We start from the raw sequence: 23,865 nt of genomic DNA, 5'->3' as shown, positions 1-23,865 counted from the left end.
TAGCTTATTTTTGTATCATTATGAGAGTATACGAAGAAATTACACCAAATAATAATGTGATGAAGTTCGTTTGTGACGAGACTTTAACACAAGGTGGCGTTGAATTTGACAAAGAATCTACGGCTACCGAATCTCCTTTAGCACAAGTTTTATTAACTATACCATTTATTAAAAAAATATTTATCACTGCGAATTTTGTAGCGATAGAAAAAATAGATGCTGTTGATTGGGCTGATGTTACAGAAGATTTGAAAGAAATTATCAACGAACATTTAGAAGAAAACGCAATTTTAGCGCCAATGAAAAAGGCTCCAATTTCTATTTATGCAGAAATGACGCCAAATCCTGCTGCGATGAAATTCGTTTCAAACTCTATGTTAGCACCAGAAATTATCGAAATAAAATCGAAAGAAAAAGCGGCAGGTGTTCCTTTAGCAGTTGCTTTATATCAAGAATACCCATTTATCGAAGAAGTTTTTATTGTTGATAATTATGTTTCAATAACTAAAAATGATTCAGAAGATTGGTCACTTTGGATGATGGATGTTCGTTCATTTATCACAAATTATTTACAAGCTGGTGGACCAGTTTTTGAAGAATTCTATGAATTTAAAACGGATGCTCCTGAACATATTGTTGTAAAATCTGCTGAAGAGTTTTCTTCTGTTGAGCAACAAATAAAAGCTATTTTAGATGAATATGTTCAGCCTGCAGTTGCAAATGATGGTGGAAATATTGAATTGATTGAGTTTGATGAAGAAACACGTACTGCAAAAATGTTATTGCAAGGAGCTTGTTCGGGTTGTCCTTCTTCTACAGCTACACTTAAAAATGGTATCGAAGGAATTTTAAAACAAATGATGCCCGATGTTGTAGACAATGTAGAAGCTGTTAATGGATAAAATTAAACACATAATACTAAAAAATCCAACTCAAATGAGTTGGATTTTTTTATTTAAAATCTCTCGATTACTCATCAAAAAAGTCAATAGAACGACGATAATTGTATAAAAATAATCTTCTTCTTGCTTCTAAATCATTTACCCGAATAGATGAAATATCATCAATCTGAAAATACAAAGAACCTTCATCTGTTCCTTCAGAACCTATACATTTAAGTTCAAAATCATCTTCTGTTAAATTTCGAATAAATCCTGCAAAACGACTGTTATTATTGAATTGTAATCTCGAAACATAATCGGTTTGATTATTTATTTGTCCCAAAATTTGATTCATCCAATTCTCTTCTGTAGTTGTATTAAATTGCACTAATTTTTCTTCATCCAAATCAGTATGATGCTCTTTCAAATAATTTAGACATTTACAATAATCATCTACATCAATTCGACTAATTTTGAAATAAGGTTCAATTAAAATTCCGTCTTTTTTTCCATATTTTGAAATATGTTGCATGGTAAAAAATTCATCATTAAAATCTAAAATATATCCAGCCCAAAAATTATCTCCTTCTGGGTCATTATAAATAGCTATAATAGATTGATTTTCTTTTGATTTTTGTAATATTTTATAGAAATTTGAGTTCATATTATTTTGGTTAAAAACTGAAATTACAAATCTTTTACGCAAAAAAAAAGGTTCTTGAATATTTCAAAAACCTTTTCTATCTATTAATTTGCTTTTCTGAAAATTACAGCTTCATAACTTAATGACTGCCAATCTCCTTTCTGCACATTGTCTAATTTTATTTTTTTATGGATATTTTCTTCTCCAGCAACAGTAACCGTGAATTGCGTACGATCTAAAATATTTTTCTCTGAAATAGAATAGCTGATATCAAATTTCTTTTTTGTTAATTTCTCTACAATTGGTTTCAAATACGCAATTACAGATTCTGGGTTTTTGAATTGTTCGTTTTGAGGAAATTGAACATCAAAATATCCTTCGTAAGTAAAATCTGGCTCAGTAATAATCAAGTTATAAGGATCTGCAAACAATGCTTGACGTTGTTTTTGATACTCTTTTTCATTTTTATATTGACGTTTTTCTTCTTTGTACAACAACGGGTACTTTTCTGCAAGAACAGCCAATTTATCTGCATCATACGAGTAAGGAGTACCGTCATGAAATGTATTATAAAAAACTGGATTCACTAACCATTGGTCCACTATTTTTTTGTCCTTTACCATGTAAATCATCAATCCATTTTCTTGTGCCTGAAAATTAGACGATTGATATCCATATTCTAAAAGTGGCTTTGCAAACTGAATCGCCGCAGAGTTTTCTAACATAAAGTTAAATTTTTCGTAGGCTTTCGTTGCATCTGTTAAAGGCGCCATTCCATATACTTTTGTCGAAGCATCTACATTTTTATCATTAATCATAGATGTTACTTGTCCTGTTGCAAAATTCGCAAGAACAACAGTGGCTGTTAGTAAAATTTGTTTTATCATGTATTGTATTTCTTTAATTTAAAATGCGTTCCAAATTTATTGATAAATTTCGATAGTTATCTTACCTGATTGTGTAATACTTCCGCGGTACATTCCAGCAGTGTTGAACGGAAAACTTGCTTGACCATTTTTATCTAAAATTATCATTCCGCCATCTCCTCCTAGTTGTCCAATCTTTTTTATAACCTCTTCACCTGCCTGTTTAGATGAAAGTTTTTTGTAGTTCATCAAAGCAGCAACATCATAAGCAGCAACAGCTTTTATAAAATATTCGCCCCAACCTGTACTTGAAACACCCACTTCGTTATTGGCATAAGTTCCTGCCCCGATTATAGGAGAATCTCCGATACGTCCAAAACGTTTGTTTGTCATTCCGCCAGTAGAAGTACCCGCAGAAATATGTCCTTTGCTATCTAAAGCAACCGCTCCAACAGTTCCAAATTTTTCATCTACAAAATTAAATGGAACATAAGCTTGTGTTTTTGCATCATGATCTAATTCCATTTTTTCTTTATCTTTTTCTAAAACTTTTTGCAAAGAATTCCAACGTTCCTCAGTTTTAAAATAACTTGGATCGACAATTTCTAAACCTTGATTTTGCGCAAATTCTTCTGCTCCTTTACCAACCATCATTACATGAGCTGAATTTTGTAAGACTGCTTTTGCAGCCAAAATTGGATTTTTAATCGTTGTTACTCCAGCTACAGCACCAGCCTGCATCGTATTTCCAATCATCAAAGAAGCGTCTAATTCATTCTTTCCTTCATGTGTAAAAACCGCTCCTTTTCCAGCATTAAATAAGGGCGAATTTTCCATTACTTTTATCGCTTCTATTACAGCATTTTCACTTTCTCCACCTTTTTTTATAACTTCATAACCTTTCGTTAGAGATTCTTCTAACGCCTCACGATAAGCTTTTTCTTTCTCTGGCGTCATATTTTTCTTCAAAATCGTTCCTGCTCCGCCATGTATTACCAAAACAACTTTATCTTGCTTAGTCTGTCCATATGTAGAGATTGTCAGAACTGAAAAGAGTAAACCTATTATTTTTTTCATGTGTAATTTTTTTTATCAACGCCTAAAAATAAAAAAGTTTATAGAATTTAACTATTTTTAGCATTGATTTTGATAGAAGCAAAATTATCAACAACTGTTATTAAACAAATAAACACCTATGAATTCGAATAAACACTATCTTTCTAATAATGTTTTATTGCAGTTAGCATTTATTGCAATTATACTTTTGGTTTTTGGATTAATTACCAAAAATCTTTTAGCATTTTTTCCTGGTTTCCTTGGCGCTTTATGTTTGTATGTTTTACTTCTTAACCCCTTACAATGGATGGTTAAAGTAAAAAAATGGAACAAATTGGCAAGTGTAATTTTATTGATGATAAGTAGTGCAATATTGATCATCGGTCCATTATATTTACTCATTCAAATGTTAACGAATAAAGTTATGGTTTTGTTGAACGATACAGCACAAATAAAAACTGACGTCAATAAAATTATCGAAATGCTACAAACCAAATTTCATATCGATGTTTTTAGTGCAACTAATATTGAAAAAATTACGCAAGTTGGAGGAAAATTATTAGAAAAAACATTGAATGCTTCTATGGATATGACAGTTCAATTGGGGGTTGCTTTTCTTATTTTGTACTTTATGTTGATGAATCATCAAAAGCTTGAAAATTGGTTCTACAAAACAATTCCTCTTAAAACGAGCAATTTAGTCAAGATGAATAAAGATTTAAAAGATTTGGTAATATCAAATGCAATAGGAATGCCTTTAACAGCATTTATACAAGCTGTTATTGCTTATATCGGTTATCTTATTTTTGGAGTAGATGATGCATTTACTTGGTTTATTCTAACAATTTTTGCTGCAATGTTACCTGTCGTTGGCGCTGCGCTTATTTATGTACCTCTTGCGTTATTTTTACTTGCAAGCGGAGATACAGGACATGCTGTTGGACTATTAATTTATTGCTTTGTAATTGTTGGGCTTTCAGATAATTTAATCCGTTTAGTTTTACAAAAAAAAATGGCAGATGTTCATCCATTAATTACTATTTTTGGAGTAATCGTTGGTTTAAATCTATTCGGATTTATCGGAATTATATTTGGACCTATCTTATTTTCAGTATTCTTTTGGTTAGTAAAATTATACAAATATGAATTTATTGATCCAAATCCTGAAGATTAAATAAAATTAAAACCACTAAAAAATGAACTTAGAAAATTTTAAATTCTTTAAAAATTTAGAACCTCGTTGGAGCGATTTTGATCCAATTGGTCATGTTAATAACGTTTTTTATTTCGAATATTTTCAAATTGGTCGGGCATATTATATGTTAGCTTCGAGTAAAAAATGGCAATGGACTCGACATATGTTTGTGATTGCGCATATAGAGGCAAGTTATCAAATAGAATTGCGACCAGATGCTATAGAACCTCGTATTGGAGTTCGTGTTTCTAAATTAGGTAACAAAAGTTTCGATTTCGAGTATATTGTAACAAGTAAAGACGAAAATGGTAAAGATTTGATTCATTGCAACGGAAAAAGTACGCAAGTAATGTACGATATGGAAGCAAAAAAATCAATGGAATTACCAGATTGGGTAAAAAATGATTTTAAAAATTACGAAGGAAATCTTTAATATATCACCTAAAAAAAATTAGCAGTAGTTAAGTCTTTTCGTTAGATAATGAGTAGATTTAACTACTGTTTCTTTTTTAAATAATTGCGTTATGAAAAATTTGTTTTTAATGCGTCATGCAAAAAGTAAATGGAACGAAAATGTATCTGATCAATTTCGTTCTATTACAGAGATTGGTGAATTTAAAACTAAAAAAATTGCGCACTATCTCCACGAAAATTTTGAATTGAAATTTGACAAAGTCTTTTCAAGCAAAGCAGTTCGTGCAAAAGAAACCTCTCAACTGGTAAAGCCAATCCTTTTTCCTACTCAAAATATTCATATCGAAAATGAATTGTATACTTTTTCGCATTATTTATTAGATAAATGGATCAGAAATTTGGATAATCAATTGCAAAATGTTCTTATTTTTGGACATAATCCTGCTTTTACTGATATCACCAATCAATTAGGAAACGAAATGATTTATAATCTCTCTACTTCTGGTTTTGTTTGGATACAATTCGATTCAGATAACTGGAAAACGATTGCAAAAGGTAAAACCATGAAAATTATTACACCTAAAGAAATTAAATGAAAAAATATATAAACCGAGAAATCAGTTGGCTTTCTTTCAATGCACGTGTGTTACAAGAAGCTTCTGACGAAACTGTTCCTTTGTTAGAAAGAATCCGTTTTTTAGGAATTTACTCTAACAATTTAGATGAATTTTATTCTGTTCGCTATTCCACTATTTTACGTTCTATTCAGTTTAAAGACGTTGAAATTGTTTATCAAAATATTGTACCCGATCAAACTGATGAAGAATTAATTGATGAAATCAATGAAATTGTCCGTCAACAACGTGTTCAGTACGATGATTTACATAATCAATTGTTCAAAGAATTAGAGAATTACAATATTTTTGTGATTGATGATACTTCGATTCCAGAAAGTTATTTAGAATTTATTTCAGAATATTTTTACAACGAATTCATTCATACTGTAGGAGTTTTTATTTTAGATGATATCAAAAAAGCGCCTCCATTGCGCGATGGCTCTTTTTATTTAGCAGTTAAAATGCAATTAAAAGATAAAGTTCAATATGCACTTTTAATTGTTCCAACTCACTTATTTCCACGTTTTATTGTTCTTCCAAAATTTGACGAAAATACATATGTCATGTATTTAGAAGATATTATTCGTTATCATTTGAAAGATATTTTCAAGATGTTTGATTTCGAAACGATTGAAGCACATTCTATTAAAATTACGCGAGACAGTGAATTAGATTTCGATAATGACCTTGAACATAGTTTATTAGAAAAAGTAATCAATAGTTTAGAAAACCGTAAAAAAGGTGTTCCAGTTCGATTAGTTTACGATGCTGAAATTGCTCCAGATACGTTGAAATTTTTCTTAAAAAAATTACGTCTTGATGAATATGATAGTATTAATCCTGGAGGTAAATACCACAATAAACGAGATTTGATGAGCTTTCCAAGTTTTGATATCCCAGGATTAACTTACGAAAAAATCAAACCAATCATTCAGAATAAACCTTTTAGTTACAATAGCTATTTTCAGGCTTTTTCTGAAAACGAAGAAATGATGATGGCTCCTTATCATGATTATTCATTATTATTGAAATTTTTGCGAGAAGCAGCGATTGACCCAAAGGTTACCAAAATCAAAATCACAGTTTATCGCGTTGCAAAAGATTCACAAGTCATGCATTCGTTGATAAATGCTGCTATGAATGGAAAAGAAGTAACAGCAGTTTTAGAGCTTCGTGCACGATTTGATGAATCGAACAATGCGATGTGGTCAAAAAAGCTACAAGAAGCTGGTGTAAATGTTATTTTTGGTGTTCCAGGCTTGAAAGTGCATTCTAAAATTGGATACATCGAACGAAAACCTGAATATGGATTGGCTCAAAAATATGTGTTTATCAGCACAGGAAATTTCCATGCAGGAACGGCAAAAATTTATACAGATTATACTTATTTCACGACAAATCCTGGAATTACAAAAGATGTTGAACAGATTTTTAAATTCTTTGGAGCAAATTATTTGAACTTAACTTATAATCATTTATTGGTTTCGCCTTACGGAACACGTAAAAAAATAGTAAAGATGATCAAACGAGAAATCAAAAATCATCAAGCTGGTTTACCTGCGGAAATCAATATGAAATTGAATAGTTTAAGCGACAAACAAATCATCGATTTATTGTACAAAGCATCCCAAAAAGGTGTAAAAGTACGTTTGGTTGTTCGTGGAATAAATTGTTTAATTCCTGAAGTAAAAAATCTATCCGAAAATATAGAATGCGTCAGCGTTATTGATAAATTCTTAGAGCATCCACGTATTTATTGGTTCAAAAATGCAGGTGATGATAAAGTTTATATTTCTTCTGCAGACATGATGGAACGTAATTTGGATAACCGTGTAGAAGTTGCATGCCCTATTTATGATCATAAATTTAAGAAAATTGTAATGGATACGTTTAACCTTAGTTTTGAAGATAATGTGAAAGGACGCAGAATTACTGCAAAATCTTCGTTAGAATATAAACGCAATAATAAAAAACCTAACCGATCTCAATACACAACATACGAATATTTAAAAAAATTAAACGAACAAGAAAATGAAGATTAGAAAATTAGGAGCAATAGATATTGGGTCTAACGCCATGCGATTGTTGATTAATTATGTTTATGAGGAAGAAGGTCGTGCACCAATTTTCAATAAAACAAGTATTGTCCGAATGCCAATTCGCTTAGGGCATGATGTTTTTATTGATGGACAAATTTGTGAAAATAATATCGAACGTATTTGCGACGCTATGTTGTCTTATGCGTTGATGATGAAAGTATATGATGTTGAGATTTACAAAGCTTATGCAACTTCTGCCATGCGCGAAGCAAAAAATGGAAAGGATGTTGTAAAAAAAGTAATAAAAAAGTCTGGGATCAACATCGAAATTATAGATGGAAAAACAGAAGCAGAATTACTTTTTAATACGGAATTAGGAGCTTTTATAAAAGATGATAAAACGTATTTATATGTAGATGTTGGTGGTGGTAGTACCGAATTAACTTTATTGAAAGATAATAAAGTTTTTACTTCAAAATCATTTGAAGTCGGAACTGTTCGTTTATTAGAAAATAAAGTTGCACCTACTACATTTAATGAAATGAAACAATGGATTCATGAAAATATTGGTCACGATGAAGTAGAATTAATTGGTTCGGGAGGAAACATTAACCATGTTTACAAATATTCTGGAGTAAAATTAGGCATGCCTTTGAGTAGTCTTTATGTCAAAAAACATTATCAAATTTTACAAACTATGACAGCCGAAGAACGTATGCAAAATTTTAATATGAAACCCGATCGTGCAGATGTTGTTGTTTACGCGTTAGAAATCTACAATAATGTATTAAAATGGTCACATGCGAAGAAAATACATGTTCCAAAAATTGGTTTATCGGACGGTATTATTCGAAAAGTATATAAAGATTTGAAATAAAAATAAAAGATCAGACGAGTTCTGGTCTTTTTTAATATTTATCATTTTATAAAATAAAAAAAGCCCTAAACATAAAAGTTTAGGGCTTTATCAGCGGGCTGACAGGTACCTCTTTCGAATATTTATTGTCTTTTCTAGTTTTTTAGATAGATAAAACAGACTTAAGAGTATAGCAGATGAGTTTAATTTTTAAACTCTTTGAATTGTCTTTTTATATAAATACAAGACTGATTTAACAACATCTGAGTTACAAAAATCGTTTACATACATTCTACTGCCACTATGTTGCCTTCATCTTGCCTTGATGTTGGGAGTATCCTGCTACTATTTATAGATGTGACCCGTCCTAAAATAACTATACATGTTTTTAAATAAATCCTGTTATAGTTATACACCAATTAAACTTGATCCTAAATTTACTATACAATAGAGTTTTGAGGATTGAATCTCTATTAATTTTTTTATTTAAAGTTGAATATATATAGATGAACTATGTTTTACCAACATTTAAATTCACTTTTCTGTAAACGAACTCCAATTCTAAAAGACTAGTTTCAGACAAATATACGTTCTCATTGTCTTGCTTTTAACATCAAAGAGTATCTGCTATTAATTATTGATGAAAGTAAGTGAGCTCACGCGTTGTATATGTAATTTACATTTAGTGAGTGTTCGTTACCAACCTCACCTTATGGGTGTACAATCACCCTCAAAATTATAGTACTTTGAGGATTAAACCTCTAATAAATTCTTTATTTTAAGTTGAACATATACAGATAAAAAATGTTATTCCAATATTCAAAATTCATTTTTTTTTAACCAATTTTAAGACAGAATCCCAAGTTGCAGACGTGTTTATATTACCTATATCCTGCATTTATATAGGAAGTATTATTATTCATTAAAATCAAAGACTTGAGTTTTTTGATTTTCGATGGTCAAAATAAGTTTTAATATTTTGAATAATTTTAAAACATTTACTTTACAAATTGTGAAAAGTAAAACAAATACTGTTTTGTATAAAAACAACTATACTAGCATCACAGCACTTGAACTATAAAATCGTTACACCATCTTATAACCAGTACATTACCATTATCTATTGATGAAATAACAAGTAGCGAACCGTTGTATATGTTGTTTACATTTAGTGAGTGTTCGTAATCAACCTCACCTTACGGGTGTACAATCACCCTCAAAAATTGTATTTTATGCTATAATAAGCTCTATTCTTGCTTTATCAGCTTTGTATTTTATTTTAGTCATCAGTTCATAATAACTCCAATTCCTCAATACAAATTCTTCTTCTTTGGCTAGCTCCATCTTTTCTTCTTGATCCAATAATATAAGTGTTCCTGCTTTATTATTGATGCAAAAATCAATTAACTTTCGACTGTAAACATGTAATCGATTATGCACGTAATTACGTTCTACTTGACTCATTTTTTCAAGCGCTTTTAGTTTTCTAGTTCTTCCTTTGCCCGATTTCGCATAGGCTACTCCAACTTGCGTTCGTTTACGGGACGCTTGTATCGCCAATCTTCTATATAAAAACTCTTCTTTGGTTCCGATAGAAAGTCTAGATTTACCCACTTTTACAACCAATGGATATTCTAATGATAAGGAAGCTTCTGCTATAGTTTCGGGTTGTAATTGATGATTTTCTTTTTCAATTTCAACAACAGCTAACCAAAATATTTTTCCTTTTTCTATTTTTATTTGGGACGTACAAAGTTTAACTTCACCACTTACTACCTGTTCCAATAGTTTTTTGTTGCCTGTAAAATCTTTTCCTAAATAGGTTTTGAATGGAAGTTGAAACAACCGAAAACAAAAACTTTTTTTCTCGGGATGATAAGATAATTTACTAATACTTTCTGCTCCAAAAGGAAATGCCATATCTCGTTTAAAGTTTTTTAAAGAAGCTTCTCCTCTCCAATATTCTTGGTAATCTTTGTTAAACGTACTGTGGAGTCTACTATTTAAACACGATAATATATTCATCGGAATTTCACCTTTAAAACGATTTGATATCACGTGATAAGTGGTATTTATTCGCGAACGTTGTAAGATTCCAGTTTCATCTTTCTTTTCATCAACCAACTTGTGTACAATCCCTTCTGAGAGATACAAAAACTCTTTCACCATCTCTTGTATATACAAATGAGAAACGATCAAATTAGCTGCTCTAAAACATCTGTTTCTCCATATATAAAGCTTGTCTAATGCCTCTTTACGTTCTTCTTGGGTAGGTAAATCAACAATTAACTGTATTTTTCGAGTGAGTATTAAAGTAGATTTCTCCATCATCAATAGTTTAGGGATTGAACTATATTTTGTTGGGTAAATTTATAGGCGACTATAAACTCATTGTGTACTTCTTTTTGAGACAGTTGTAATTCTTCAGCGATATTGGCAAAAGATTGTTTATGCTTACATCGAAGTTTTAAAATCAACGATTGTGTTTCGGATATTTGATCTTGTTTCTCTTCTGTAGAGACTGTTTTGGTTTTAATTACTAACTTATTTTGGTGACTTAAAATCTTCTTAAGATCCGCTATAGCATGTTTAATTTCATTACTTGTTTCAGTTAATCCTCTTCCCATTGCTTTAGCAATCGCTTTGTACCGAAATCCATGTTTTAAACAGAGTTCTATCAAATGTTTTCTTTCAGCACTTAATAAGGGTAACACTTTTATAATTTCATCAAAATAGTGTTGTTGCCTATCATGGTCGTTCAGGTTTTCTATTACATCAGCGGGATCATATCCTGCCAAATAACTTTGATAATTCTCATAACTCTCTAACGAGCTCACAGTTCTAAAAAACTTATTCTTCGGTTTAGTATAATGCGAATAACAACTGTATTTCATTACAAGTCTCAAAAAGAAAAAGATATGATCGGGAGATTCAATCTTCTCACGATATTCCCATAATCTAAGAAAAGCATCTTGTACCAAACATTCTACTACAAACTCATCCTCAATTATTTGTTTACCAAACCAAAAGATGCGTTTATTATATCTGACATAAATACGTTCCAAAGCAATAGAATTACCTTTTTTTTAATAATTCAAATTCTTTTTCTAGCATAATAAAGGTGGTTTTATTTATGTTTTACGTGATACGTATGACGTTCTACGTTTTTACATAGTTTTTAAATTCAACATTAGTTTTAAAAGCCACTCCTTTTCCAGTACATCGCGCCAACTTTGTTTTTGGGAAAGGGGTTTTTTATTACGTTTGACGTGATACGCTTAACGTTTGACGTGTTTTTATTCTTATTAATATTCAAATCCTTTTTTAACAATGAATTTATAAACCGTCATTGCTGAAAAATCGAGTGTCAATTCGGCGTAAAGAGCGTTAAAAATGATTTATGTTCGCATTTCATATGCGAATGTTCTAAAGCATTTAGCGAGTAGCCGTTATTGACCGACTTGTAAGCACAGACTTGATGTTTTGTAACTTTTGCATTAAGGTAAAAGTTTAAAAATGTACCTAAGCTCCACTGGAGCTTCTCCTCTTAATTTCAAATGTTTTTTCATCAAGGTTCCCCGTAGGGCATATGAATTCATTTGAAATAATAATAACTCATGAATAAAAAATGAATGTAAAATTCTTTCTATCACTTTTTTATTCATAGCTTATCTATTTTAATTATCGGTATTCATGTGCCCTTCGAGGAAGAGAGCAAAAAAGTAATCAATACTTCGGCAGGCTCAGCACAAGCAAGTCAAGGCTGTAAACCTCTCTACTAAAAATATTCTCATTACACTAAAGATTTTACAAACCCTACGGGCTAAAACCTTTTTAACGCTCCATTCAAACATTTTCTTAACGTGAGAGTTTTAATGCCATTTTCTTCATCCTTTTTCAATATTCAAATTCGTTGTCATTTTTAAAAACGGATTTTGTCATTCTAAGCTTGTCTCAGAGTCTCAGTCTCTTCCTTAATCTCAACTTCATTCTCAATACTAACATCTAATCTGTAGATTTTACTTAGTATATAGTACATCCTAACAATCCCTTCCGATACACGAACCACGAACAAACCATACGGAACGCATATACAATGGATACAGAATGGATACAGCGCGGATACACAACCGATACAGAAAAGTGTCATTTTCGATATACACCGATACAGGATTTTAACACTTTTTAACACATTATTTCTCTAATATTTTGTCATTTCAAGAAATCTTCTTTTCATTTTTTATTCATGCTCTTTATTATTTTATGAATATTGGATTCATATACCTTTCAGGGAAGCTCATCCAAAAAAACATTTGAAATTAAAAGGAGAAGCCATAGTATGGCTTAGGTATTCCATTTCTTTAATGTCACTTTTTACTTGACTAAAAAGTAACCAATACTTCGGCAGGCTCAGCACAAGCAAGTCAAGGCCGTAAACCTCTCTACTAAAAATGTTCTCATTTCTCTAAAGATTTCACAAACCCTACGGGCTAAAATCTTTTTAACGTTACACTCAACCATTTTCTTAACGTGAGAGTTTTAATGCCGGTTTTTCATCCTTTTTCAATAATCAAATTCGTTATCACTTTCAACAACTCTAATATCTCAATTCTCATATCTAATATCTAATCTGTACTTATTACATAATAAATCCTCTCAATACTAAAATCTAACGTCTCACATCTAAATAACAGGTAGCAGAACCTCAATAAATTTGGAAAATGGCAATAAAGGGTTTACTTTTAATGTGCGAAAAATAAAAGTATAACCTAGCTGTCAAAGTCTCATTACCGAGGCTCTGATAGAGAGCGTGTAAAGAAAGGATAGCCCTTTGCTTTACGTTCCGTGTTTTAAAAATGTTATAAAAACGGAGGTTTGTTCTTTAAAAGAATTAGTAACACCAACAGACTTTGTCTGGGGGTTTTTTACGGATGAATGGAAATTGTTTCGTTCTCATTTTGTGTTGGGTTTTATGGAACGATGTTTCTCGTGTATGAAGAAATACTTGCAAAAAAGCAAGGCGGCTCCACACTTTAGTACCGAGGGCGACCAAACCCTGCTTAAAAACTCTAAAGTTTAAAAGTTATCTCCTAAAGCATATGTGAAAACCGCCCATGCCGTATGCGAAAGTACAAAACTTTTGAGACATGGAGCGATTTCACGATACTCTCGAAGATAAAATTGGTCGTTACGGTTCGAGATTACATCGTTTTAATTATGACTATTAAAAGTCTAATTATCAATTCGCTTATACAAATATAACAATATTTTTTAATGTGGCAATAAAACCACAATTATTTTTTTTTACAATGAACGAAAATTATACAACTTATTATAAGATAATCGGTGAAAAAATAAAGAAAAAGAGAAAAGAAAAAGGACTTACTCAACAACAAGTAGCTGAAAAAATTTCAAAATTTGATAGATCAAAAATCAGCGATATAGAAAATGGTAAAGAAGATTTCTTATTTTCTACTCTATTAAAAATCTGTGACGCTTTAGATATTAGTCTTAAAGAATTAATAGATTAATACTTCTTAATAAGTTAAAGAAAAGGTGAAAAAGCTATTTTCTATAATTATACAATAATGTTTATGAATTACATTAATTAATATATTTATTGTTTATACGAAACTACAGCTAAGTAGTTTTGTAAAAAAACAATGTTAGTGGTAATTTTAAAAACAGAACCTCATAATGAATTTTGAAATCTTAGAAAACTTAATTTCCGAAGGAGAATATTTAACTAAAACTGTCCAATTTGTCCCATCAGGACATAATGTTATTAGAACTTATTCTGTTTATACAAGTACAGAAATTGAAAAATATGAAAATTGGCAAGCATCTGTCACTCGATTCATAAAATCTTATCACCCAAGCGATTTAGAAGATTTAAAAGAGGCTTCATTAAAATTAAGCAATAAAAATCATAGAAAAATTTTAGGTATACTAAAAGCTATAAAATTATTACCTATTGAACCTGAAATAAAATCACAAATTTATAATCCAACAAATAGTATTCAAATCACTAACAATCAAACTGTTTCTCAGCAAGTAACTTTGAATATTTTTTTAGAAGCTATTAAAGATGAGTTAACAGGTAAACAAGTAAAAGAATTAAAAGAAATTATGAAGGATTATGAATCTGAACCAGAAATGACTAAAACAAAGATTATTGACAAAATAAAAAGTTTTGGTGGAGATGTTTTATCAAACATAGTTGCAAATATTCTTACAAGTCCAAGTATATATAGTGGATTTTTATAAAAAACTATCGTTAATAACTAAGCTTTTGTCTTGCTCGTAGCACATGAGATGGTGTAATAACAATAAAATATAAAATCTCGCTAAGTGTTTTAAGCGAGGTTTTTTGTTTTACACAACAAGGTATATCTCTTATTTTTATCTCTATTTTTTTGAAAGACAAAATAGTCTATTTCTTCGGGGTTTGTTCGAGTGTCCTTCGACAATGGTTCGAGAAAAAGTATGTTTTGTCGAACAACAGTCGAACAACGGTCGAAGGATTGTCGAAGAAGATAGATAAAAAATACATTATAATTAGTCTACTATTTTTTGCGTAAGACATTAGAATATACAATATCATTTATACTTTTTTATGCGAAGTTTACTTTTAAATCTTAGAAAAGAATCTGAATCAACTAACGATATGAAGTTTGTTTATTCTAAAGCTAATACTTTACAAAAACGAGAATTTGTAAACATAGTGTTCAACAGTAATTTATACTATGAAAAAGGTATTTATCGAACACCTACAATGATGGATTTATTTTCGATTAATCACTTGAAATGATGGAAGAAAACTTACTTATTTATACAGAAAAAGAGATTCTAAATAATAGAATCCCTTTCAGCGAAGAGTGAGGGATTATTTTTATGTTCCCTAGAAAAGAACGAAATTCTAATAAAACTCTACATACTTCGCATCTATTATTTTTTGTCATTCCTTTCAGCTTTATAAAAATAGAATTTTCAACAACTTCAAAAAAACAAAAACCCAACAGATTACTCTATTGGGTTTTCTTAGCGGAGAGTGAGGGATTCGAACCCCCGGAGGTGTGACCCTCAACAGTTTTCAAGACTGCCGCATTCGACCACTCTGCCAACTCTCCTACACAGCGTTTATTGCCGTATTGCGAGTGCAAATATAGAACGCTTTTTCGAATTACCAAATCATAATTTAAAGTTTTTTTCACATAAAACCTTAGTTAATTCAGTATCAAAGAAATATTTTTAAAAAAAATTATACTAAAAGTACCAAAGCTACTTGAACAACGAAACCAAGAGTAAAAAACAAGGCTGCAAATTTCAATAAAGTGAATCGGAAAGCATCATTTATAATTAATTTTTCTATCAGAGGTTTAGAAATTTTATCATCTAAAACACTTCCTATTTTCTTATAAAAAACGCACATGAATACAACCAAAATAATGATAAGAATAAATAAAAATAAAGAATCTGTGGAGTGATAAAACATCATTCCTAGTACCATTCCTAATACAGCTAATATAAATTGCGGAATTTGTTTAATCACTTTCCGAATCATTTCTTCTGTTTTTCTTAACCAATCTACGCCAAGAATTTCTGGTGCAGCCATCCAAAATGCAAGAAATTGTAGAACCAAACCTAATAGTGTAAAGATTTTTATCATTCAGATTTTATTTAAAAACTTAAAGATAAAAAAACCGTTCAAGGTATATTGAACGGTTTTTAAATATTATCAAAAGAAAAGTTTATGCTTCCTCCTCTTCGTCTTCTTTCATCGTGTGATATACGTTATTTACATCCTCATCTTCGTCAAATTTCTCTAACAATTTTTCGATGTCAGCTTTTTGTTCTTCCGTTAACTCTTTTGTTGTCTGAGGAATTCTCTCAAACTCTGATGAAATAATTTCGTATCCACCTTCTTCTAACGATTTATAGATTGTTCCATAATTCTCAAAAGGAGCAATTAATACAATTCCATCTTCGTCTTCAAAAATCTCTTCTACTCCAAAGTCAATCATCTCAAACTCTAATTCTTCCATATCAAAACCTTCTGGTTTTTGAATTTTGAAGTTAGAAATATGATCAAACATAAACTCCACAGAACCTTGCGTTCCTAATTGTCCATTACATTTACTGAAATAAGAACGAACGTTAGCTACTGTACGGTTATTGTTATTTGTAGAAGTTTCAACTAAAACGGCAATTCCGTGAGGTCCGTAACCTTCAAAAATAACTTCTTTATAGTTTTCTGTATTTTTATCAGATGCTTTTTTGATTGCGCGTTCGATATTATCTTTCGGCATATTAACAGCCTTCGCATTCTGAATCACCGCACGAAGATGAGAATTTGAATGCGGATCAGGTCCTCCTGCTTTTACTGCCATTACGATATCCTTCCCAATTTTAGTAAACGCTTTAGACATTGCCGCCCAACGTTTCATTTTACGTCCTTTTCTAAATTCAAATGCTCTTCCCATTTATACTTGTTTTTATAGCTGCAAATTTATTCATAAAACGAAAAAAATCCAAGAACTATGTCTTGGATTTTTAAGATGTTATTATTTTAGACTGATTATTTCAATCCGTGGTATTTTAACATTGGTTCGATTGACGGATTTTTACCTCTAAAGTTTTTGTAAATCGTATTCAAATCGTCTGAATTTCCTTGAGAAAATACTTTATCACGTAAAACTTGTCCATTCTTACGAGACATTCCTCCGTTTTCTAATGTCCATTCGTATGCATCATGATCTAACATTTCTGCCCAAATATAAGCGAAATATCCAGCTGCATAACCTCCACCAAAAATATGGCTAAAGTATGATGAACGGTAACGTGGCGGAACTTGAGGAAGATTGGTTTTATTATCAATCAACGCTTGTTTTTCAAATTCATCTACGTTTGTAATATTATTATCAACGCCAACTGTGTGCCAAGACAAATCTAAAGATGCCGCAGAAAGCATTTCTGTTAATGTATAACCTTTGTTAAAATTAGATGCTTTTTTCATTTTTTCTACCAATGCATCAGGAATAGTAGCTCCTGTTTGGTAATGCTTCGCATAATTTTTCAAAACTGCTGGTTCTGTTACATAATGTTCGTGAAATTGAGATGGAAACTCAACAAAATCTCTTGATACATTTGTTCCTGATAAAGTTGGATATTTTTGATTCGCGAAGAAACCATGTAATGCATGTCCAAATTCGTGGAAAGTTGTCACTACATCGTCATATGAAATTAAAGCTGGTTGACCATTTGCAGGTTTTGTATAATTACCAACATTGTAAATTACAGGTTTTGTCCCTAATAAATGCGATTGCTCTACAATATTACTCATCCAAGCTCCACCTTGTTTAGAATCTCTTTTGAAATAATCTGTGTAAAATAACCCTAATTCAGTACCATCTTCGTTAAACAATTCATAGACTTTTACATCTTCGTGCCAAACAGGAATATCTGTACGTTTTTTAAACGAAATTCCATACAATTGTTTAGCCATATAGAAAATTCCGTTTTCTACAACTGAATCTAAAACAAAATAAGGTTTCATTTCATTTTCATCGATGTCATATTTTTCTTTACGAACTTTTTCTGCGTAATAATTCCAATCAGCAGCTGTTAACGTATTCGATGGATTTTCTTTCTTCGCTAAAGCTTCAAACTCTTTCGCATCTTTTTGCGCCATTGCAGTTGCAGCAGGAATCATTTGATTTAAAATACCTTTTGCAGCAGTTGGATTTTGTGCCATTTGGTCTTGCAAATTCCATTCAGCATAATTATTAAACCCTAACAATTTCGCTTTCTCAGCACGCTTTTTAACCAATGTTAAAATCGTTTCTCGCGTATCATTTTCGTCTTTTTTCTCTGTTCTAATCCAAGCTGCATCAAATAACTTTTTACGAGATGCCGCATTTGTCATATTTTGCAATTCTGGTTGTTGAGTTGTATTCAATAAACTAATTAAATATGTACCATCAGCTTGTTTGAAAGCTTCTAAATCAGCTTCGCTTAGACCTGCTAATTCTTCTTTCGTAAACTTTACTCCACCAGATTTTGTTCCTTTTAATAGTTGATTAGAGAATTTAGTTTCTAAAGAAGCGATTTCTCCATTCAATTTTTTCAATTCATCTTTTTGAGCAGCAGATAAATTAGCTCCAGCCAACTCGAAACGTTGATAATAAACATCTAATAAACGAGAAGATTCTTTATCTAAATTCAACGTTTGTTTGCTATCATGTAACTTTTTAACGCGTTGAAATAATTTATCATTCAAATAAATTGCATCGCTGTGAGCTGCAAATTTAGGAGACATCTCCTCCTCTACTGCTTGCAATGTTTCGTTTGTATTTGCTCCTGTTAGTAAATTAAAAACATGGCTAACTCTAGACAATAATTGCCCTGATTTTTCCATTTCAACCAATGTATTTTCAAAAGTTGGTTCTTCAGAATTATTGGCAATTTTATCAATTTCAGCTAATTGCTCTATCATTCCTTGCAACAAAGCCGGTTTGAAATCTTCATCTTTAATTTTTGAGAAATCAGCTGTGTGATAGGGTAAATTACTTACCTCGTAAAAAGGATTTTTATCGTTCCACATACTATTTGTTGACTTTTCGCTACAAGAAGTGGCAAGGATTGACGATCCAACCATCATTCCGTAAAAAAGTTTTTTATTGAACATTCTATATTTTTTAATCTTAACGAAGTTAAAACTTATAAAGCAAAGTTTCAAATTATCTGCTTAATATTGATAACCTATGTTGTAAAACAATTCTAATTCATTTTTCATCAATAATTAGGAAAGATTCTATACATTTGTCCGTCAAAAAACCACTTAAACAAATGAAATTGAAGCTAAGATACTTTGCTTTTTTGATTCTATTTTTCAATCTATTTCTTTTTAGCTATGCTCAATCAGAAAAAAAGTTCGATCAATTATACAATACGACTTCTGATTTGGTAGATAAAAACGAGTATTCAAAAGCATTTGATCAAGCATTAAATTTAGAAAGTATCGGCTCTGAAGAAAATGATGCGTACAAAATTGCTAAAGCAAATTACTTATTGGCTAAAATTTTTAAGAAGCAAGAAAATTATTTGCAAACGATAAAATACGCCACAACTTCTATCGAATTTGCTAAAAAAGCAGAAAATATTGAATACGAAATTAGATCAAGCGAATTATTAGCTTGGGCTTATGTTTACATTGGATTTTATGATGAAGCAACAATAACTTTAACTAAAATAGACGCATTGTTAGCAGAATACAAAGGAGATGACAAACATTTTCTGCTTTTTAAAAAATTGTATCGTGAAGCTTCTTTGTTAAGACGAAAAGAAGTTAAACCAAAACAAATTTTACAGGTTTATTTTCAGGCTCTAAACGAAATAAAACTATTCAAGTTTAAAAATAATTACGAAAAAAACGAAAATCTACTTTCTCTTTACAACAATATCGGAAGAACTTATAAAGATGTAAATGTAGATTCTTCTTTTGTTTATTTTCAGAAAGCATATCAATACAAAGACAATAACGATGCGAGAGGTTTAGCTGATTTAGATACTAATCTTGCGTCTTATTATGTTGCGAAAAATGATAATAAAAAAGCGATTGAATTATTAAATAAATCAATTCCAACTTTGATACAAAGTGAACATAAATTTTTGACTGCCGAAAGTTATAAAGTATTAGCCGAAGCTTACAAAAATGAAGGAGATACTCCAAAAAGTACAGAATACAATACATTATTTTTAACTTACAAAGATAGTTTGAACCTAAAACGAAATCAATCTGTAAATGAAGCAATTGAATATGTCAAAAAATTAGATCAAAAAAGTGATAATTCATCTCAAAAAAATCACATTTTTTTATACATTTCTGCTGCTATTTTATTGATTTTAATCTTATTCTTTTTTATAAAATTGAAGAATAAAAAATAGAAATAAAAAGCTTGTTTTTTCTTGAACAAAAATAGTTAACTTTGAAAAAGAGTGGAGTCGTTCACTCTTTTTTTATTACCCTAAAATTTTTAGATTTTGTACTTAGATTTAGAAGAATTAAAATATGTATTAGCCGAAAGTGTAGAAGAATTACCAAATTGGGAATCGCATCAAAAACTTTCGCCTCCATATCGTCAAAAATTTGATTTAGAATACGTAAAACGTACCAATCCAAGAAGTGCGTCTGTGATGATTTTATTGTATCAAAATGAAGATGGAGAAATAGAGTTTCCTGTAACAATGCGTGTTTCGTACGAAGGTGCACATTCTCATCAGTTTTCTTTACCAGGCGGACAATTCGAGGAGCAAGACATTAGTTTTGATGAAACAGCTATTCGCGAAACTGTCGAAGAACTTGGTATTGATTATGAAAATATTGAAGTAATTAGACAATTGAGTGAAATGTATATTCCGCCAAGTAACTTTTTGGTTTATCCTTACATCGGAATTTATCATGGAGAACCTCAGTTTAATCCAGATGAACGTGAAGTACAATATGTAGTTCCATTAAATTTAGAAGCTTTTTTAAATGCTGATTACGAAGTTTTTGAACGAGAATTTTCTGGTCAAGTAGTCGAAATTCCTGGTTATAATATTGGTGATGATGAATATCTTTGGGGTGCAACTGCAATGATTTTAGAAGAATTCAAAGATTATTTAAAAATCGTATTAAATTTGTAACTTAAACAATTAAGAACTCGTGTCTCAAAAAGCAAAGAAAAAGAACGCATTTCGCGATTCATTTGGACATCTATATTTCCTAAAAAGAACGTTGATTTTTCTATTAGGATCATTTACCTATAACCGTTATAATGGTTTTAATAAACTAAAAGTAACTGGAACAAAAAATTTGGTTAATTTACCTGCTCAAAATGTATTATTCGTTTCAAATCATCAAACTTATTTTGCTGATGTATTTGCAATGTATCATGTTTTTTGTAGTGTAAAAAATGGTTTTATTGACACCATTAAAAATCCGATTTATTTACTAAATCCTAAAATTGATTTTTATTACGTTGCTGCAGAAGAAACGATGAAAGATAATCTTTTGACTAAATTATTCGCGTATACAGGAGCGGTTACGGTGAAAAGAACGTGGCGTGCAAAAGGAGAAAATGTAAATAGAAAAGTTGATTTATCAGAAATTAATAATATCGATATTGCGTTGCAAAGTGGTTGGGTAGTTACATTTCCACAAGGAACTACAACTGCATTTGCGCCAGGTCGTCGTGGAACTGCGCATTTAATCAAAAAAAATAAACCCATTGTAATTCCTGTTGTAATTGATGGTTTTCGTAGAGCTTTTGATAAAAAAGGTTTACGTATCAAAAAACGTGGTATCAATGCAACAATGACATTCAAAGAACCATTAGAAATCGATTATGAAAATGATTCGAGCGATGCTATCATGAAAAAAATTATGAACGCAATCGAACAATCGCCTGAGTTTAATAAAGTTCGACCAATGAACGAAATCCTTGCAGAAAATAGTGAAAAATCATTAGACGATTATCTAAATGAAGATGATGAAGAGTTTGATGATTTCGAAGAGATGGGTTACGACGAAGAAAATAAAAAAGACTAAAAGAATACAACATACAAAATGAAAAAAGTTCATTTTATTGCAATTGGCGGAAGTGCAATGCACAATTTGGCGATTGCTTTGCACGAAAAAGGATATCAAGTAACAGGTTCTGATGACGCAATTTTTGAACCTTCGAAAACTCGTTTGGCTCAACGAGGTATTTTACCTGAAGAAATGGGATGGTTTCCTGAAAAAATTACAGAAAATTTAGATGCTGTTATTTTGGGAATGCATGCTCATGCCGATAATCCAGAAATGTTACGTGCGCAAGAGTTAGGATTAAAAATCTATTCATATCCTGAATATTTATACGAACAATCAAAAGATAAAACTCGTGTTGTAATTGGTGGTTCTCATGGAAAAACTACGATTACATCAATGATTTTACATGTTTTACACTACCACAACATTGATGTTGATTATATGGTTGGTGCACAACTAGATGGTTTTGATGTGATGGTAAAATTGACAGACGACAATGAATTTATGATTATGGAGGGTGACGAATATTTATCATCTGCCTTAGATCACCGTTCAAAATTCTTATTGTATCAACCAAATATTGCTTTGATTTCTGGTATTGCTTGGGATCATATCAATGTATTCCCAACCTTTGAAGATTATACTTCTCAATTCTCAAAATTCGTAGAATCTATTGTAAATGGAGGAGCTTTAATCTATAACGAAACAGACGAAGAAGTTGTAAAAGTTGTAGAAGGAACCGAAAAAGCAATCAAAAAATTCCCTTATCACTTACCTGAACATTTTATTGACAATGGAATTACATTTATCGAAACAGAAGACGGTCCAATTCCATTAGAAGTTTTTGGTAATCACAACTTAATGAATTTAGAAGGAGCTCGTGCTATTTGTAAACAATTAGGTGTAATGGATGATGATTTTAACGAAGCAATTCAATCATTCAAGGGAGCATCAAAACGCTTAGAATTAATCAATAGAACGTCAAATTTCGTTGCGTACAAAGATTTTGCACACGCTCCAAGTAAAGTAACGTCAGTGACAAATGCTGTAAAAGAGCAATATGAATCGAAAACAGTTGTAGGATGTTTAGAAATTCATACCTATTCATCTTTAAATCCTGAGTTTTTGGTTCAATACAAAGGAGCTTTGGATAAAGCTGATATTAAAATTGTGATGTATAGCCCCGAAGCATTAGAAATAAAACGTATGCCTATGATCTCGCCAGAAGATATCAAAAATGCTTTTGGAGATGATTCTATTTTGGTATTTACAAATGGGGAACAATTGCAAACGTATATTGAAAGTTTAGATAAAAAAGATAAAGTATTCTTGATGATGAGTTCTGGTAACTTTGGTGGAGTGAACTTAAATGAATTATTTAAAGCATAAAAAAATCACCAATTTACGATTGGTGATTTTCACTTAAAATATCTATAAATGTAAAAAAGAGAACTTAATTTAGGTTCTCTTTTATTTTTTTCAATTGGTCAAAATAAATTGCGTCTTAGGATTACTTCTTTTCAATATTAGTAAACTTATAAACTTTGTTAAACTTTTTCGGAACTATTAAATTTTAAAAACATTATTTTTTTTTATAAAAAACAGAGGTGATATAACCATATTAGCAATACAATACTCTACTCACTTTTGTAGGCTGAACCTGCAAAAATATCACCCCTGTTTTACACTAGAAAATTATAGTGACCCTTTTGATACATACAAAGT

At 30.8% G+C, this 23,865-nt stretch carries 20 protein-coding genes and 1 tRNA gene; 12 read left to right on the top strand and 9 right to left on the bottom strand.

The annotated features are described in order from the left end of the window. Window positions 1-17: 17 nt before the first annotated feature. Window positions 18-902, top strand: a complete 885-nt coding sequence (locus tag AC2I98_RS15700; protein ID WP_486414086.1) for a NifU family protein — start codon at window positions 18-20, stop codon at window positions 900-902. Window positions 903-969: 67 nt separating this feature from the next. On the opposite strand, the gene AC2I98_RS15695 is transcribed toward AC2I98_RS15700, so the two are convergent. The 3 genes from AC2I98_RS15695 to AC2I98_RS15685 all read right to left on the bottom strand — a co-directional run bounded on the left by AC2I98_RS15695 (window position 970) and on the right by AC2I98_RS15685 (window position 3,467). Beyond that, on the bottom strand, window positions 970-1,545 hold the full coding sequence (locus AC2I98_RS15695; protein ID WP_486412568.1) for a hypothetical protein: 576 nt from the start codon (window positions 1,543-1,545) through the stop codon (window positions 970-972). An 83-nt stretch (window positions 1,546-1,628) separates the two neighbouring features. Beyond that, the gene (locus AC2I98_RS15690; RefSeq protein ID WP_486412567.1) at window positions 1,629-2,411 is read right to left on the bottom strand and encodes a hypothetical protein; all 783 of its coding nucleotides are present in this window, start codon (window positions 2,409-2,411) and stop codon (window positions 1,629-1,631) included. A 36-nt stretch (window positions 2,412-2,447) separates the two neighbouring features. After that, entirely contained in the window at window positions 2,448-3,467 is a 1,020-nt protein-coding gene (locus tag AC2I98_RS15685) for an isoaspartyl peptidase/L-asparaginase family protein (RefSeq protein ID WP_486412566.1), read from the bottom strand. A 118-nt stretch (window positions 3,468-3,585) separates the two neighbouring features. Here AC2I98_RS15685 and AC2I98_RS15680 point away from each other — a divergent pair, with 118 nt between their 5' ends. The 5 genes from AC2I98_RS15680 to AC2I98_RS15660 all read left to right on the top strand — a co-directional run bounded on the left by AC2I98_RS15680 (window position 3,586) and on the right by AC2I98_RS15660 (window position 8,588). Beyond that, window positions 3,586-4,620: an AI-2E family transporter gene (locus tag AC2I98_RS15680; RefSeq protein ID WP_486412565.1), complete on the top strand. Its 1,035-nt coding sequence runs from the start codon at window positions 3,586-3,588 to the stop codon at window positions 4,618-4,620. 22 nt (window positions 4,621-4,642) lie between these two features. Next, window positions 4,643-5,074, top strand: a complete 432-nt coding sequence (locus AC2I98_RS15675) for an acyl-CoA thioesterase (RefSeq protein WP_486412564.1) — start codon at window positions 4,643-4,645, stop codon at window positions 5,072-5,074. 91 nt (window positions 5,075-5,165) lie between these two features. Further along, window positions 5,166-5,651, top strand: a complete 486-nt coding sequence (locus AC2I98_RS15670; RefSeq protein ID WP_486412563.1) for a SixA phosphatase family protein — start codon at window positions 5,166-5,168, stop codon at window positions 5,649-5,651. Further along, window positions 5,648-7,714 (top strand): polyphosphate kinase 1, encoded by a 2,067-nt coding sequence (gene ppk1, locus AC2I98_RS15665; RefSeq protein WP_486412562.1) that lies wholly within the window; start codon window positions 5,648-5,650, stop codon window positions 7,712-7,714. The genes AC2I98_RS15670 and ppk1 overlap by 4 nt, the downstream gene beginning before the upstream one ends. Next, entirely contained in the window at window positions 7,704-8,588 is an 885-nt protein-coding gene (locus AC2I98_RS15660) for a Ppx/GppA phosphatase family protein (RefSeq protein WP_486412561.1), read from the top strand. Before ppk1 ends, AC2I98_RS15660 begins: the two co-directional genes overlap by 11 nt. 1,209 nt (window positions 8,589-9,797) lie before the next feature. Here the strand turns inward: AC2I98_RS15660 and AC2I98_RS15655 are convergent. Next, a complete protein-coding gene (locus AC2I98_RS15655) occupies window positions 9,798-10,895 on the bottom strand; it encodes a nuclease/transposase family protein (RefSeq protein WP_486412560.1) in 1,098 nt (365 codons plus the stop codon). A gap of 2 nt (window positions 10,896-10,897) precedes the next feature. Next, window positions 10,898-11,632: an RNA polymerase sigma factor gene (locus AC2I98_RS15650; protein WP_486412559.1), complete on the bottom strand. Its 735-nt coding sequence runs from the start codon at window positions 11,630-11,632 to the stop codon at window positions 10,898-10,900. A 2,244-nt stretch (window positions 11,633-13,876) separates the two neighbouring features. Here AC2I98_RS15650 and AC2I98_RS15645 point away from each other — a divergent pair. Together AC2I98_RS15645 and AC2I98_RS15640 are read left to right on the top strand one after the other, a co-directional pair. Further along, a complete protein-coding gene (locus AC2I98_RS15645) occupies window positions 13,877-14,098 on the top strand; it encodes a helix-turn-helix domain-containing protein (RefSeq protein WP_486412558.1) in 222 nt (73 codons plus the stop codon). 166 nt (window positions 14,099-14,264) lie between these two features. Continuing rightward, on the top strand, window positions 14,265-14,834 hold the full coding sequence (locus tag AC2I98_RS15640; RefSeq protein WP_486412557.1) for a hypothetical protein: 570 nt from the start codon (window positions 14,265-14,267) through the stop codon (window positions 14,832-14,834). A 778-nt stretch (window positions 14,835-15,612) separates the two neighbouring features. Here the strand turns inward: AC2I98_RS15640 and AC2I98_RS15635 are convergent. The 4 genes from AC2I98_RS15635 to AC2I98_RS15620 form a co-directional block, all read right to left on the bottom strand. Further along, window positions 15,613-15,697 (bottom strand) — tRNA-Ser (locus AC2I98_RS15635). A 131-nt stretch (window positions 15,698-15,828) separates the two neighbouring features. Further along, entirely contained in the window at window positions 15,829-16,236 is a 408-nt protein-coding gene (locus AC2I98_RS15630) for a hypothetical protein (RefSeq protein ID WP_486412556.1), read from the bottom strand. Between the two features lie 82 nt (window positions 16,237-16,318). Then, window positions 16,319-17,050: a YebC/PmpR family DNA-binding transcriptional regulator gene (locus AC2I98_RS15625; RefSeq protein WP_486412555.1), complete on the bottom strand. Its 732-nt coding sequence runs from the start codon at window positions 17,048-17,050 to the stop codon at window positions 16,319-16,321. 95 nt (window positions 17,051-17,145) lie between these two features. Then, window positions 17,146-19,254, bottom strand: coding sequence for a M3 family metallopeptidase (locus AC2I98_RS15620; protein ID WP_486412554.1), 2,109 nt, complete (start codon window positions 19,252-19,254; stop codon window positions 17,146-17,148). A gap of 161 nt (window positions 19,255-19,415) precedes the next feature. Between AC2I98_RS15620 and AC2I98_RS15615 the strand changes: the two genes are divergently transcribed. The 4 genes from AC2I98_RS15615 (at window position 19,416) to AC2I98_RS15600 (ending at window position 23,529) form a co-directional block, all read left to right on the top strand. Next, the gene (locus tag AC2I98_RS15615; protein WP_486412553.1) at window positions 19,416-20,513 is read left to right on the top strand and encodes a hypothetical protein; all 1,098 of its coding nucleotides are present in this window, start codon (window positions 19,416-19,418) and stop codon (window positions 20,511-20,513) included. Between the two features lie 96 nt (window positions 20,514-20,609). After that, window positions 20,610-21,254, top strand: coding sequence for an NUDIX hydrolase (locus AC2I98_RS15610; protein ID WP_486412552.1), 645 nt, complete (start codon window positions 20,610-20,612; stop codon window positions 21,252-21,254). A gap of 19 nt (window positions 21,255-21,273) precedes the next feature. Beyond that, complete coding sequence (locus AC2I98_RS15605; RefSeq protein ID WP_486412551.1) at window positions 21,274-22,158, top strand: lysophospholipid acyltransferase family protein; 885 nt, start codon at window positions 21,274-21,276, stop codon at window positions 22,156-22,158. 18 nt (window positions 22,159-22,176) lie between these two features. After that, on the top strand, window positions 22,177-23,529 hold the full coding sequence (locus AC2I98_RS15600; RefSeq protein WP_486412550.1) for a UDP-N-acetylmuramate--L-alanine ligase: 1,353 nt from the start codon (window positions 22,177-22,179) through the stop codon (window positions 23,527-23,529). Window positions 23,530-23,865 lie beyond the last annotated feature (336 nt).

The organism is Empedobacter sp. EJD.6dd (assembly GCF_057369435.1).
The sequence above is the reverse complement of the archived record's forward strand: the minus strand, read 5'-3'. Positions and strand labels throughout refer to the sequence as shown.